This window comes from Acinetobacter brisouii, assembly GCF_008993995.1.
GTDB lineage: Bacteria > Pseudomonadota > Gammaproteobacteria > Pseudomonadales > Moraxellaceae > Acinetobacter > Acinetobacter brisouii_A.
The window spans coordinates 24,996-39,778 of the sequence record NZ_BKNN01000011.1; the positions used below are offsets into that span (position 1 = coordinate 24,996).

15 protein-coding genes are annotated in these 14,783 nt (G+C 40.4%); 2 read left to right on the forward strand and 13 right to left on the reverse strand.

Annotated elements, in window-relative coordinates:
• Positions 1–2 precede the first annotated feature (2 nt).
• The 13 genes from GBN19_RS04640 to GBN19_RS04700 form a co-directional block, all read right to left on the reverse strand.
• Positions 3–779, reverse strand: a complete 777-nt coding sequence (locus GBN19_RS04640; protein ID WP_151777345.1) for a TatD family hydrolase — start codon at positions 777–779, stop codon at positions 3–5.
• A gap of 11 nt (positions 780–790) precedes the next feature.
• A complete protein-coding gene (locus GBN19_RS04645; RefSeq protein WP_151710378.1) occupies positions 791–1,135 on the reverse strand; it encodes a PilZ domain-containing protein in 345 nt (114 codons plus the stop codon).
• Between the two features lie 12 nt (positions 1,136–1,147).
• Positions 1,148–2,158, reverse strand: a complete 1,011-nt coding sequence (locus GBN19_RS04650) for a DNA polymerase III subunit delta' (protein ID WP_375707852.1) — start codon at positions 2,156–2,158, stop codon at positions 1,148–1,150.
• A complete protein-coding gene (gene kdsB / locus GBN19_RS04655) occupies positions 2,158–2,919 on the reverse strand; it encodes a 3-deoxy-manno-octulosonate cytidylyltransferase (RefSeq protein WP_151777347.1) in 762 nt (253 codons plus the stop codon). The genes GBN19_RS04650 and kdsB overlap by 1 nt, the downstream gene beginning before the upstream one ends.
• 2 nt (positions 2,920–2,921) lie before the next feature.
• Positions 2,922–3,941, reverse strand: coding sequence for a tetraacyldisaccharide 4'-kinase (gene lpxK, locus GBN19_RS04660; protein WP_151777348.1), 1,020 nt, complete (start codon positions 3,939–3,941; stop codon positions 2,922–2,924).
• A 3-nt stretch (positions 3,942–3,944) separates the two neighbouring features.
• Complete coding sequence (gene msbA, locus GBN19_RS04665) at positions 3,945–5,669, reverse strand: lipid A export permease/ATP-binding protein MsbA (RefSeq protein WP_151777349.1); 1,725 nt, start codon at positions 5,667–5,669, stop codon at positions 3,945–3,947.
• Positions 5,666–6,094, reverse strand: coding sequence for an ExbD/TolR family protein (locus GBN19_RS04670; protein ID WP_151710383.1), 429 nt, complete (start codon positions 6,092–6,094; stop codon positions 5,666–5,668). Before GBN19_RS04670 ends, msbA begins: the two co-directional genes overlap by 4 nt.
• Positions 6,091–6,732 (reverse strand): MotA/TolQ/ExbB proton channel family protein, encoded by a 642-nt coding sequence (locus GBN19_RS04675; protein ID WP_151777350.1) that lies wholly within the window; start codon positions 6,730–6,732, stop codon positions 6,091–6,093. Before GBN19_RS04675 ends, GBN19_RS04670 begins: the two co-directional genes overlap by 4 nt.
• A 17-nt stretch (positions 6,733–6,749) precedes the next feature.
• A complete protein-coding gene (locus tag GBN19_RS04680) occupies positions 6,750–7,643 on the reverse strand; it encodes a ParB/RepB/Spo0J family partition protein (RefSeq protein WP_151710385.1) in 894 nt (297 codons plus the stop codon).
• Positions 7,640–8,422 carry a ParA family protein gene (locus tag GBN19_RS04685; protein WP_151710386.1) on the reverse strand — a complete coding sequence of 261 codons (783 nt, stop codon included), beginning with the start codon at positions 8,420–8,422 and terminating at the stop codon, positions 7,640–7,642. Before GBN19_RS04685 ends, GBN19_RS04680 begins: the two co-directional genes overlap by 4 nt.
• Positions 8,423–8,440: 18 nt before the next feature.
• Positions 8,441–9,073, reverse strand: a complete 633-nt coding sequence (rsmG, locus tag GBN19_RS04690; RefSeq protein ID WP_151777351.1) for a 16S rRNA (guanine(527)-N(7))-methyltransferase RsmG — start codon at positions 9,071–9,073, stop codon at positions 8,441–8,443.
• 92 nt (positions 9,074–9,165) lie between these two features.
• Entirely contained in the window at positions 9,166–9,846 is a 681-nt protein-coding gene (gene murU / locus GBN19_RS04695) for an N-acetylmuramate alpha-1-phosphate uridylyltransferase MurU (RefSeq protein ID WP_151777352.1), read from the reverse strand.
• On the reverse strand, positions 9,843–10,859 hold the full coding sequence (locus tag GBN19_RS04700; RefSeq protein WP_151777353.1) for an aminoglycoside phosphotransferase family protein: 1,017 nt from the start codon (positions 10,857–10,859) through the stop codon (positions 9,843–9,845). Before GBN19_RS04700 ends, murU begins: the two co-directional genes overlap by 4 nt.
• 120 nt (positions 10,860–10,979) lie before the next feature.
• Between GBN19_RS04700 and lptD the strand changes: the two genes are divergently transcribed.
• Together lptD and GBN19_RS04710 are read left to right on the forward strand one after the other, a co-directional pair.
• Positions 10,980–13,400, forward strand: a complete 2,421-nt coding sequence (gene lptD, locus GBN19_RS04705; protein ID WP_151777354.1) for an LPS-assembly protein LptD — start codon at positions 10,980–10,982, stop codon at positions 13,398–13,400.
• Positions 13,397–14,722 (forward strand): peptidylprolyl isomerase, encoded by a 1,326-nt coding sequence (locus GBN19_RS04710; protein ID WP_151777355.1) that lies wholly within the window; start codon positions 13,397–13,399, stop codon positions 14,720–14,722. The genes lptD and GBN19_RS04710 overlap by 4 nt, the downstream gene beginning before the upstream one ends.
• Positions 14,723–14,783 lie beyond the last annotated feature (61 nt).

Below are 14,783 nucleotides of genomic sequence, written 5' to 3' on the forward strand. Positions count from 1 at the left end.
ACTTAATATCTGATATTGAGAAGATTTTCAAAATTATGACTTGTAATAAATCCAATTTCTTCCGCAGTTAAACCATAAATATCTGCCAACGCACGTGCAACAAAGGGGACGTATTTAGGTTCATTGGTTTTACCTCGATACGGCACAGGTGCAAGATAAGGGCTATCCGTTTCAATCAATAAGCGGTCTAATGGTACATAACGGGCAACATCCCGCAGATCTTGGGCATTTTTAAATGAAACAATCCCAGAAAATGAAATGTAATAACCACAATCAAGCACCGCTTTTGCTGTTGCAAGGTCTTCAGTAAAACAATGCAAAATTCCATGTCTTGATTGCTCAGCTCGAATGATATCAATCGTATCTTGCTTCGCCGAACGAGTATGCACAACAACAGGTTTACCCGCGATTTTAGATGCTTCAATATGTCTTGCAAAACATGCTTTTTGATCTGGAATATAGTCCACGCTGTGATAATAATCCAAGCCTGTTTCGCCAAAAGCCCAAACTTTACTATCTTGAGCCAGTTCAACAAGATGCTCAACCGTCGCTTGTTGCATAATTTCCCTGTCTTCACAAGGATGTACGCCCACAGTATATCCAACATCGGCATGTCGATGAGCAATTTCTGCTAAAGCCACATGATCATCAAGTGTCACCGATATTCCCATAAATTTGGTGACCCCTGCATCACGTGCTTCTTGTAATGCTTGATCCAAATCACCTGCATATGGTGCTAAATTCAACATGGTCAGGTGGCAGTGCGTATCGGTAAACACATGAACTCCTATTAAATGGTATAACTTGGATGATTGAGCGACAAACTACCCGCCAGTAACTTTTCAGCCTCAGACTTATAATAAGCGCCTTTTTCACCTGTGAGCTGAATGGCAAAACCTTGTGGTTTGGCTGTAGATTGTTTGTAATTCACCCAGATCACTTTACCTGTCAAAGGAATCTTTTGACTCTGCTCAGGTAAGGTTGCCAAGACAAAGACTTCTTGCCCTAATCTAACGGCTTGTTGTGATGGGATAAATAAGCCGCCACCACTTACAAAAGGCATATAACTCGCCTGTAACATATTGCGATCAGTAATATTGGCTTGGATAATCCCGCCCATACGAGGTTGTAACATTATTCTTCCCCTTTATTGAGTGTGACCGACATTCATTAATAGAACAAACATTTGATCAACCAGCAAATTGGTTTGTACATTCTGTTCTATCTTTATTTTACTCTGTTGTAGTACTGCATAAATATCAAAGAGTGTTTCTAGATCATAAAAATCACTGAATACAGTGAAATCTAAATCTATATTTTTTACAGGTTGTTTCAGTTTGACACAAATTAGATCTGACAACAAATATTCAAACAATTGCTGTAAATCAATAAAATTAAGCTCTTTTGCCCATTTTGTTGCATAACGGATGGGTGAATTTTTATGTTGTACTAAACTCAGCCAGTCATTTAAAAACTCTTGACGCCGCTGAATCCATGCTTGCTCAATCAATGCCTGTGCTTGCAACGGCATACCATTGGCTAAATTTAAATATAATTGAATTTGAGTTGGATTCAAATCAGCTACATGCTGCTGAAGATATTGAGCCGCCTGATCAAATTCAATTCGGTCTAAAGCATAACGCTGTAAACGGCTACGAATAGTGGCAGGCAATTTAAGAAAATGCTCCGCAACCAAAATGATCATCACTCGCTCACCGGGTTCTTCAAGTGTTTTAAGCAGAGCATTTGCTGAAGCTGTATTCAATGCTTCAGCAGGTTGAATGACGACAACACGCCAACCATCTACGGTTTGCTGTACAAATGGCAATAGCTCACGAATTTTTTCAATCTTGATCTGTGCATTGGCTTTTTTATTGTCCTCATCCGTACTAATCAGCACATAATTGGGATGAGTATCTGACTTCAACCACTGACAACTCCCACACTGCCCACAAGCACCTTGTGACTGTTTGTTCAGACACAATAACCATGCCACGAAATGCTCAACAAAAGCATGCTTACCACAACCTTGCTTACCATAAAACAATAATCCATGACCTAAATCAGGGAAACGCTGTGTAAGCATGCTCCAAATTGGCTGCTGCCATGGATAAATTGTACTGTTGGCAAGCTCAGGTTGTGAATAAGTATCTGACATCATTGAAATACTGAAATATCTAATGCATTTAAACGATCTAAATCTTCTTGAGTATCGACACCAGGAGGAAGATTAGCCTCAGCAACTGCCATCGCAATACGGCGACCATTTTCCAAAACGCGAAGTTGCTCCAAGCTTTCTAAACGCTCAAGTTGCCCCATATCCCATGTAACATACTCTTGTAGTAACGCAACTCGGTAGGCGTACAACCCTAAATGACGATATGCACTATCATGTAAATGCTCAGATTTATGTTTAGCCGCATCACGATCATACGGAATCGTTGCTCGGCTAAAATACAACGCTTCGTTGTATTTAGACATGACAACCTTGACAATACTGTCACGGCGAAACTCTTCTAGTGCATGAATCGGTTCGCACAAAGTTGACATTGAACACTGTGGCTGATCTTCTAAAAGTTGAGCAACTTGCTGCACCAGTTGTGCTGGTAATAGTGGCTCATCTCCTTGTACATTAACAATAATATCTTGAGCATCCCAGCCTTTGATTTTTGCAACTTCACTCAAACGATCTGTTCCCGATGGATGATCAGGTGAAGTAATCACAACATCAATCCCTTCTGCACGACAAATTTCAGCAATGCGTTGATCATCTGTTGCCACACATAAATCGTCAAAACCATGTACTTTTTTTGCCTGATCAACCACGCGTAAAATCATAGCACGACCATGAATTTCCAAAAGAGGCTTACCAGGTAAACGTGAACTTGCATAACGTGCAGGAATAACAATATGCTTCATAATCAGACCTTTGTAATATTGATGTTCAATTGTCGTAATTGATCTTCTAATAAACTGTAACATACAGCAGATAAAACTGCTTCTACAGGCAACACCCAAATATCACGATCAATCGCGATGGTCTGCTGTTGCAGTAGCATTTTGATTTTGACTGCATCCTTTTCCGTGGTAATTATTGGTGCAGTATCATCAAACTGTAAATCTGACCACGCATAAGCATGATGATCAGCAAATTCATGCTTCCTGAAATGATCTAATCCAATACTCTTTAGGCTGTCATAAAAACGCTGAGGATAACCAATCCCTACAACAGCATGGTAATGCAGCGTTGAATCAAAAGGCTTGGTCTGTTCAGTCGCCTGATTGAGTAAATACGGCTGCCCCACCTGCAAATGCATATGTGTTTTCGCTGTTGGTTTTGCAGAGTGCTCTATCACCGTTGCGCCCTGTAAACGACTCACAGGTTCACGCAAATAACCTTCTGGCAGAAGTTTCTGATTGCCTAAGCCACGGTTATTGTCGAGTACAATCCACTCCAGTTGCCGTGCCAATGCCCAGTGCTGTAAACCATCATCACTAATAATCAGATCTAAAGCCTGATGTTGAAGCAGCAATTCAATCGCCTGTTGACGATTGGGTCCTACAGCCATAGGTACATGTGTATTTTGTACAATCAGACAAGGTTCATCGCCGACACAATTAGCCGAAGAGTCAGGCAAAACCAGTGCAGGAAAAGGACCTGTTCCCCCATAACCACGACTAATAACACCTACACGAATGTTATGTTGCTGTAAAAATTTAACCAACTGAATGAGTAAAGGCGTTTTTCCACTACCGCCGACTGTAATATTTCCAATCACCATCACAGGAACAGTTGCATGATAGGTCTTTTTGAGACCCGTGCGGTATAGCTGTTTGTTGAGTTGAAATCCACAACGATATAAACAAGACAATGGGCGTAATAGCATCAACCAGCGAGATTGCTTATTCCAAGCCTCTTGGATTTGTTGTGCCACGCCCATTGATCATTCCTCAAAATTACGTTGATGCAACTGGAAATATGCACCTCGTTTTGCTAACAACTCAGTATGCGAGCCTTGTTCTAAAATGCGACCTTTATCCATGACAACAATCATATCTGCATTTTCAATGGTGGATAAACGATGCGCAATCACAATAGTTGTTCGCTGTTGCATGGCTTTTTCAAAGGCTTTTTGAATAAAATGCTCAGATTCGTTATCAAGTGCACTGGTGGCTTCATCTAAAATTAAAATCGGCGCATTTTTCAAAATTGCACGGGCAATTGCGATACGTTGACGTTGACCACCTGACAAAGTTAAACCCTGAGCACCCAATACCGTGTTATAACCCTGTGGCAATTGCATAATAAAGTCATGTGCATATGCAGCTTTTGCTGCCGCAATAACCTGCTCATCTGTGGCATCTTGTAACTGACCATAGGCAATATTGTCACGCACACTTCGATCAAACAATACAACTTGCTGATTCACCATTGAAATCTGACTGCGCAGACAATCCAGTTCGATCTGTTCGATTGGAAGATCATCCAGTAAGATTTTTCCTGACTGGATAGATTGAAAACGCACCAATAGATTCACCAATGAGGTCTTTCCTGCACCAGAACGCCCAACCAATGCGACTGTTTGACCTGATTTCACTTGCAAATTTAAATCATGAATTGCATGTGAACCATCTGGATAAACTAAGTTTACATGCTCAAAGCAAATGTTGCCTTTCAACTGTGGTTTTTGAGTGCCTGTATTTTCTTCTTCCTGCATATCAAGCAATTCAAATACCGAATGAGCCGCAGCCAAACCACGCTGCAATTTTTCATTGACTGTCGTGAGATTTTTAATCGGCTTACTGAGCATCCCCGCAGCTGTAATAAATGCAACAAACTGAGCTGAAGATGTATCCCCCAAAATTTCAGGACGTAGCGCAATCCACATGATAATTGCCATCGCAATCGACATGATTAACTGCACGATAGGGGTGTTTAGCACATTTACAATATGTAGCTTTAAACCACGTTTTAAGTTATCACTAGAGCGATCATATAAACGTTGCTGCTCTAACTCTTGTGCACAAAAACCTTTTACAACAGCCTGCCCCAAGATTGACTCTTGAACCACGTGGTTGACATCACCCATGGTGTCTTGCACTTGCGTTGACAACTTACGCATACGCTTAGCAGCTTTACGCACAACAAAACCAATGATCGGTGCAAATACCAAAATAATAATCGAGAGCTTCCAGTTTTGATAAAACAGATAGCCCAATAGACCAATCACTGTCAGTCCTTCTTTCAACAAAATCTGTACAGATTCAGAAGAAGCAGCAGTCACTTGTTCAATGTTATATAAAATTTTAGAGGTAATATGACCACTTGAATTTTTCAGGTAGTAATTTGAGGGTAAGCGCAATAACTTTGCAAATACCTGCTGACGCATCCGAAAAACCAAATGGCGTGAAATCACAGCTGAATAGTAATCACCAAGAAAAGACCCTACGCCACGAACAAAAATCAATAAAACAACCAAAAATGGAAATAGTGCTGTTTGCTGGGTATTTTGAGTTTGGATTGCATTAATCACAAACTCAAGAAGCTTAGCAATCGAAACTTCCGTACTGGCACTTAATGCAAAACCAATCAAGACCAGTAATGCATATCCCCCATAGGGTTTTAAATAAGTCAGTAGGCGAAGATAAACTTTCAGGTCTTGGTTCACTCATAACCTCGAGTTGGTGCTTTGGTACTAATATTCATGTTGACAAAACCAAGCTGTCCTGCAACATCCATCACGCGTACAACATCTTGATGGGTTGCTTTGGCATCCGCAGCAATCACAAACATCAAATCACGTCGCCCATCGGCAGCCTGTTTTACTGCCATTGATAAGTCAGCAGTATCTTGACTCGCAAGCGCCTGCCCATTCACAGAATAATGGCCGCTTGAGTCTACCATGACTTCAATTTTATGATCGTACTGTTTTGGTGGAACGCCCTGTGCGTCGGGTAAAGTCAGATTAATACGGCTTTGCTGATAAAACGTCGTTGACAACAGTAAAAACACCAAAATGAATAACAAACAGTCAATCATTGGGGTTAAATTGATGTGAATTTCCTCAACGCGCGAAGCTCTTCTGAATTTCATGCGACATCCTTGGCTCGGTCATCATCATGCTTTTTTTGACGTTGATAAAAAAGCTTGGCATGAAAAAGCGTTGCCTGCTGTTCCAACTCAGCCACATATTCTTGAACCACACGCTGAAAATAGCGATAGGCAATTAAAGCGGGAATGGCAACCACCATCCCCATTGCTGTGGTAATTAAGGCTTTTGAGATTCCCGGAATCATCAGGGTTGGGCTTACATTTGAACTAACATCGATCACTAGAAATGATTCGATAATCCCAATCACTGTACCCAGTAAGCCAAGTAATGGAGAAATTGCACTGATTGTTCCAAGAAAATTAATATTTTTTTCTAAATAATGGATTTCTTGTGATGCTGCTGCTTCCATTTGTGCGCGAGCAAACTGGTCATTTTCTTGCTTAACACTTAAGCCTGCAAATAAGACCTGACCCAAAGCAGACCGGGTCATTTTTGAATCTTGCTGCAAGAGTTGAGCAATCTGTTGTACTTCAGTTTGTGCAGTTACTGTCAAATCTTTTGGGAGAACTGATGCACGGCGCAAGCGAACAAAACGCTCAATGCTAATGGCAACGGTAAATACCGAACACAGCAAAAGTGGCAGCATAAGCCAACCACCTGCTTTAAAGAGTTCCCACATTATTCTAACCCCAAATATTATTCATTATTTGCCAAACAAATATTTAAAATGCCATCTAGTTCATCAAGTGAATGATAATGAATGACTAACTTACCTTTACCCTGTTGATTATAATCAATCTGTACATTGGCATTGAAACGCTCAGAAAGTCTTTGCGTTAATTGCTCTAAATCGGGAGATGGCTCAGCTTTGGATTTTTCGGTTTTTGGTGCATTAAAATCACGCACCAACTGTTCAGTTTGTCGAACTGACAAGCTTTTCTCAATCACAACATCAGCGATACGTTCTTGATCTTTTGCTTTTAATGTCAAAATTGCACGGGCATGCCCCATGTCTAAAATACCATTTTGCATTAATTCTTTGACAGGCTCAGCCAACGTCAACAAACGCAACAAATTACTAATCGTTGTGCGTGCTTTACCCACTGTATCGGCAATTTCCTGATGACTTAGACCAAACTCATCATGGAAACGCTGCAATGCCATTGCTTGATCAATCGGATTTAAATCTTGGCGCTGAATATTTTCAATCAATGCCAAAGCAATCGCAACCTGATCATTCAGGTCACGTACAATTGCAGGAATTTCGGTCAATCCTGCAAGTTGTGCTGCACGCCAACGACGTTCACCTGCAATAATTTCATACGGATAGCGTTCATCATCGACAGGACGAATCACAATTGGCTGCATGACACCATGTTTTTCAATTGAAGCGGCTAACTCTTGTAGTGCTTCTTCATTCATAAAACGGCGAGGCTGATATTCCCCACGTTTTAATAGATTGACATCAATATTTTTAAATTGACCATGATCATGAGATTGCTGTTCGATTTTGAGTTTTTCTTTTTGAATCGAACCAAGCAAAGCGTCTAAACCGCGCCCTTTTGCTAAACCGCGTTTTCTTACGCTCATGCTGACTGTCCTTTTTTGACTTTGGTCTTTTTCATTAATTCAGTTGCCATTTTCAAGTAAGCAACTGCACCTTTAGAATTCTTTTCAAAGAAAATCACAGGTAATCCATGTGCTGGCGCTTCAGCTAAACGGATATTACGAGGAATCACAGTTTCATAGAGTTTTGAACCAAAATACTGCTCAAGCTCTGAAGAAACATCACGAGTTAATGCGTTACGGGCATCGTACATGGTACGCAACACGCCAATGATTTGTAATTGCGGATTAAGCGCCTGCTGAATACGATCAATCGTTTGAGTCAAATCAGCCAGACCTTCCAGTGCATAATATTCGCATTGCATTGGAATAATCACACCTTGTACCGCTGCCAAAGCATTGACTGTAATTAAGCTCAGACTTGGCGCACAATCCACAATAATAAAGTCAAAAGAAGCTTCAATACTTTGCAAAGCATCACGTAAAATAAATTCACGCTGCTTCTGTTCTGCAATCGCCAGCTCAACCCCTGACAAATCTCGGTTTGCGCCTAACAGTTTATAACCGACTTCTGTTTTACTGATCGCCGTTTCAATTGGAACTTCGCCAAGCAATACATCAGTGACTGAGTAAAGTAAGTCATTTTTTTGTACCCCAGACCCCATGGTGGCATTGCCCTGAGGGTCCATATCCACCAGCAAGACGCGCTTTTTCAGGACTGCCAAAGATGCTGCCAAATTGACTGCGGTTGTTGTTTTACCGACCCCACCTTTTTGGTTTGCAATCGCAATAATCTGAGCCATGTTAAAACCCCAATCCTATTAATTTTTCTGCAAAATAATCAAATGACGTTGTTCGTCTAAACGCGGCACTTTTAGCTCAATAATTTGTGTTTTAAATCCTTTTGAATATTCAGTAACTTCTTCATTTGGAATTAAGCCTTTCATGGCACAAATATAACTACCTGTATGCATATATGGTTTTGATGCTTCAATAAAGTCAGTCAATGAGGCAAATGCACGACTGGTAATCACATCAAATGTTCCAAGTTCACGAATGCTGTCTTCATTTTCCACACGCGTTTGCACAGCAGTGACATTTGGCAGTTTTAAATCGGCAATAAATTGCTTCAAGAAACGAATTTTTTTGCCATTTGAATCGAGTAATACACACTCACGCTCAGGTTGACATAACGCAATGATCATGCCCGGCATGCCACCACCTGTGCCAATATCCAATAACCGACCTTCTGGCAAAGAAGTTAAAATACTTAAACTATCAAGCAGATGCTTCACTAGCATCTCTTTTGGATCACGAATTGCAGTCAGGTTGTAGGCTTTATTCCATAACACCAGTGCATCTTGATATTTCAACAATAGATTCAAGGCATTTTCATTCAGGTCAAGCCCTAATGCCTTACTGCCTTGTTTTAATTCCTGAAAAAAAAGATGCATGTCAAAACTCGTCCATTAAAATTAGGTGAAGTATACTGATTTATCTGCCAAAGCATAGGGTAAAATGCTTAGTGAATACTCATTTAAGCAGATTACCCTTGACGAATTTGTCGATCAAGATCGGCTAAACGTTCAGGTGTTCCGACATCAACCCACGCAGCAGATAATTTTCCAGCTGCAACACGCCCTTGTAACATCGCATCCTTCAATAAAGGCGCTAAAGGACGTTTGCCATCAGGTAAATTTTGGAACATTTCAGGCGAAATCACGGCAATACCACTATAAGTTAAGGCTTCACCCTGCTGATTTTGCTCAAAAGTATACGCCTTTTGCGCATATAGAACAAAATCTCCCTGAGGATGCTGAATTGGATTATCGACCAACATTAAGTGTGCAAGATTTTGTCCTAACTCAACATTGAGCAACGGTGCAAAATCATAATTCGTCCACACATCACCATTCACCAAAATAAATGGTTTGTCACCTAACAATGGCAAAGCGCGAATAATGCCACCCGCTGTCTCCAAGCCCTCACCTTCATTTGACCAGTGAATCGTGACCCCAAACTGTTCGCCTGTGCCTAACGCAGCAATCAGCTTCTCTGCCAACCATGCGGTATTGATGACAATTTCAGTCACACCAATTTTTTGCAATTTTTCAATGTGCCACACGATTAAAGGTTTGTCGGCAACTTCAAGTAATGGCTTCGGCGTGTGTAAAGTCAAGGGACGCATCCGATTCCCTAAACCTGCCGCTAAAATCATAGCTTTCATGCAGAGACTTCCTGATACTGACCATATTTCTCAGTAAAACTTGGCATTACACGTTGTTGCATAAATGCAATGAACTCAGCCAATTCTGGATAGGCTTGGCTTTCAGTGAGTACATACCACATCACACGTGGCAAATCTTTCAAATAACCTGACTTACCATCACGCTCAAACAAACGCACAAAGATACCTAAAATTTTAATGTGACGTTGTAATGCCATAAAATCAGCATCGCGTTTGAACTGTTCAAAGCTACGATTTTGTTTAGCGACTTCAGGAAGTAAATTATAGAATTGTTCAAACCACTGATAAACACGCTCAGGTGACCACTGTACATAGGCATCACGGGTGATTGAGATCAGATCGTAAGTATCCGCACCAATCACGGCATCCTGAAAATCAATCACACCAAGATCGGTTTCATTGTCTAATTGCATCAAGTTACGACTATGAAAATCACGATGCACAATCACTTGCGGTTGGTTTAATGCAGCTTTTGCCAACAGATCAAATGTCTGTTCAACCAATGTCTGTTCAGCTTCAGATAAGTGAATATTGAGCGCTGGAAACATCCAGTCGGTCAATAAGCGCATTTCCATCATTAACTTATCGTAAGAATATGCAGGTAATTGCTGCGTACCATCTATCGCTTGTAGTTGAATCAACTGTTTAAAGCTTTGTAAATAATAATGATCAACCGTATCTGCATTTAATAAAGTTGATAACAGCACATCACCAAAGTCTTCAAGCAACAAAAAGCCTGTGTCTAAATCTTTTGCAACGATATGTGGAACACGTACCTGATGCTGATCTAAAAACTCATCAATACGAACAAATGGAGCACAATCTTCTTTTTCAGGTGGTGCATCCATGAGCATAAATGATTTATGATCTAAGGTAACGCGTGCATAACGACGGAAACTTGCATCGCCTGCTAAATAGCTGATTTCAAATCGATCCGAACGAAGGACAGTCGTTAACCATGTTTCTATCAATTGTTCACGTTGTGTATTCATTTGCAAAATAATCTAATACAGGCTGAATTTTTGAAGTCCTAAGTGTAGCCACTTATAGACTTTTTCTCTATGATGCGACAATAATTAATTGCAAAAAAGCATACTTGGTTAAAGAGACACATGAAGCAACAGTTTAGATTTAATCCCTTAGCAACTGCAATTTTGACACTCTTGTGTGGCAGTTCGATACAATCAAGCTATGCTGCATCTTCGGATGCCGTATCTTCTGTGGACAATCAACAGCTCAAGCAACAGCTCAATGAAAGCTATCCTGGGCAGGATTTTTTCCAACAATACTATGTCAGCAAAGACAGTCCTGAAGCAAAAGAACGAGCGCCAAGTGCTCAGTTTTCACCTTATTGCCAAGGCGTTTGGGTCACACCCATTCAGCCAAACACCAAAGCACCCGATCCCAATAACACAACAACAAACATCACGGCTGACTATGGACTTTATGATCCAAATGGTGACTCTGAACTAAAAGGCAATGTGATCATTGATCAAGAAGGTCGCCAAGTTCGTGCAGAAAATGTCACGATTGATAAAACTCAAACCATCGCACATGCTCAAGGTAATGTGCAACTCGCTCAAAATGGCTTGGTCTCTCAAAGCCAAAAAGTGGATTATAACCTTAAAGAACAAACAGGTAATTTAAGTGATAGTTTCTTTATTGCTGAACAAACTCATGCACATGGTCATGCCCAAAACATTCAGCGAGCATCCAGTTCTAAAACCATTTTAGAAAATGCCAGCTATACAGCCTGCGCTCCAGGTAAAACACCCGACTGGCATATTCAAGCCAAAAAAATTGAACTAGATCAAGAGTCAGGTCGTGGAACAACACGTGATGCAACACTATATGTTAAAAATGTTCCCGTTGCTTATCTACCCTACTATAACTTCCCAATTGATGACCGTCGTACCACAGGCTTATTAACACCAACCTTTGGTTGGTCAAGTAGTGAAGGCTTCCAAATTTCATTGCCTGTCTATCTCAATCTTGCGCCAAACTATGACATGACCCTAACACCTCGTTACTTAGGTACGCATGGTGCAATGCTTGAAGGTGAGTTTAATTACAAAACTGCAAATTTTGGTGAAGGAACAATTTCTGGTGGCTATTTACCCAATGATCCAGAATATGGTGATCAAGATCGTAAGTCACTACAATTTAAACATGATTGGACGATTAATCCCTATCTAACTGCAAATTTTGAATATAACTATTTATCTGATATTGACTATATTGATGACATTAAAAACGATCCCAATATTTCGACAGATTTGAACCAAAGACGCTTAGCTCAGCTTAACTTTGCCAATGCAGTTCCTGGTTTAGATGCAAGCCTGAAAGTCGAAACTTACCAGACTCTTGATAAAACTCTTTCTGATGCAAAGAGACCATATGCCCGTCTGCCACAGTTCTTATTGAACTACACCACACAAAATCCTCAAGGCTGGCAATTTGAGTATCATAATGATAGTGCTTATTTCCAAAAAGACATTAATGATGGTAGTGCTTTAGCAGAAAGTGGAACACGTCTATATAACTCAGCTGCTGTCCGCTATAACTATCGTACACCTTGGGCATTTGTAATTCCTGAAGCATCAGTGCGCAGTCTGAATTATTTTTACAATCCAAATGGAAGTAGCTCTGAAAATAAAACCGTTGTCGTACCACAATTTACATTGGATACAGGCTTAAATTTTGAAAAAGAAGGTAAATATCTACAAACCTTAACACCTCGTTTATTCTATGCTTACGCGCCTTATAAAAATCAGACAGGTTATCCAAACTTTGATACGACTACAGCTTCAGTCAGTTATGATCAATTGTTTAGCCCATATCGTTTTTATGGACATGACCGCCTAGATGACAATAATTTTATGTCACTTGGAGTAAGCTATAGTTTATTTGACCAAGAAGGTTTAGAGCGCTTAAAAGCTGCTGTCGGGAAAAGTTTTTATTTCTCTGATCGAAAAGTCACTTTGGATGATGATGACACAATTCAAACGAATAAACAGTCAGATCCTGTCTTGTCATTATCAAGCCAAATCACCAACAACTTTACCATTGCCTCAAATGTGGCATGGGATGATAGCTCGATTTCACAAGCCAATTTCCAGACTTACTACACATCCAAACAAGGTACGATTTATAACTTAGGCTATTACAAACGCAAAGAAGTCAATAACACCCAGCTCACTTATGATCAAGTTGTTGCATCTTTGATACAACCTGTAAAAGACAACTGGCGTATTATAGGTCACGTTCAGTATGACCTTGATCACAGCTTAGCTCGTGAAATTCTCCTTGGGGTCAATTATGAATCATGCTGTTGGGCTGTTTCTGTGTATGGTCGTTCTTACTACAACGATCTTGATGACGTGACCCAACCTGATGTAAAACGTAAAAATGCGATTATGGCAGAATTTACATTAAAAGGACTTGGAGCCTTCAACAACAGACTGGCTTCCTTACTTGAACAGCGTATTGTCGGCTTTAACAAATCTAACCAATCTTGGACACAATCTGAATGAAGAACCAACAACTGACCCGTTTCTTTAAAGCAACAGCGCTTGCACTTCTGATTTCTAGCTCAGTTCCAGCGTTTGCCTCAACAAGCGATGAAGTTGTAGCTGTTGTTGATAATAGCGCGATTTTACGTAGTGACTTAGACCAGATGACAAGTGAACTTGCTCGTCAATTACAGACACAAAAACAAGCTCTTCCACCACAAAAAATTTTACAGCAACAGGCTTTAGAACAAATCATCTTACGTCAAGCACAGCTTGAATTGGTAAAACGTTATGGCGTAAAACCAAGTGATGCAGCCCTCAACGATGCTGTTTTAAAATATGCACAACAAAATGGTGTGAATAATCTTGCTGACTTTCAAAAGCGCCTAGATGCCCAAGCACCTGGCACTTACGAGATGGTTCGTAGCCGTATTGGTCAAGAGCTTGCTATCAATCAGCTTCACCAACAACAAGTCATGTCACGTATTAAAATCAGTGATCAAGATGTTGAAAACTTCTTAAAAACACCTCAAGGACAAGCTGCAATTGGTAGTCAAGCACATATCTTGCATCTTCGTGTTTCAGCGACTAACAATCAAAATGACATGCTAAGCTTACGCGCCGCGGCAGATCAAGTAAAACAAGATCTTTCTCAAAGCAATGATATCAAAGCAATTAGTCAAAAAGATTCTACAGCCGAAATTAAAGTGGTTGGTGTAGATATGGGTTATCGCAATCTGTCTGATATTCCTGCAGAGCTTGCTGCACGTGTAACAAGTCTTGACATTGGTCAGACAAGTGAACTTATTCCTGCTCAAGATGGTGTTCATATTCTTAAACTTCTTGATCGTAAAGCGGGTGATCAAAAAGCGATTGTGACGCAGTACCACGTGCGCCACATTCTGATTCAACCATCTGAAGTGTTAAGTCAAGAACAAGCCAAACAAAAAATTGACAGTATTTATACTCGTTTAAAAGCAGGTCAAGACTTTAAAACGCTTGCATCAGTTTACTCAAACGATCCTGGATCAGCAGCGAATGGCGGTGATTTGGGTTGGGTCAACCTTGGAATGATGGTTCCCGAATTTGAAGAAAAAATGAAGGCAACGCCAGTAGGACAACTCAGCGAACCCTTTAAAACACAATATGGCTGGCATATCCTACAAGTCCTTGATACTCGTCAACAAGATATGATGAAAGAATATCAGGAACGTCTGGCTCGCCAATATTTAGGCGAGCAACAATTTAATACCGAACTTGATGGCTGGTTACGTGAAACACGTGCCAATGCTTATGTCGATATTAAAGACCCAAGCCTAGATAAGAAGAAAAATAGTCAATAAGTAAAAAATAACCCGAATAATTTCGGGTTATTTTTATCTGAAAATAAAAAAACCCAGCGAT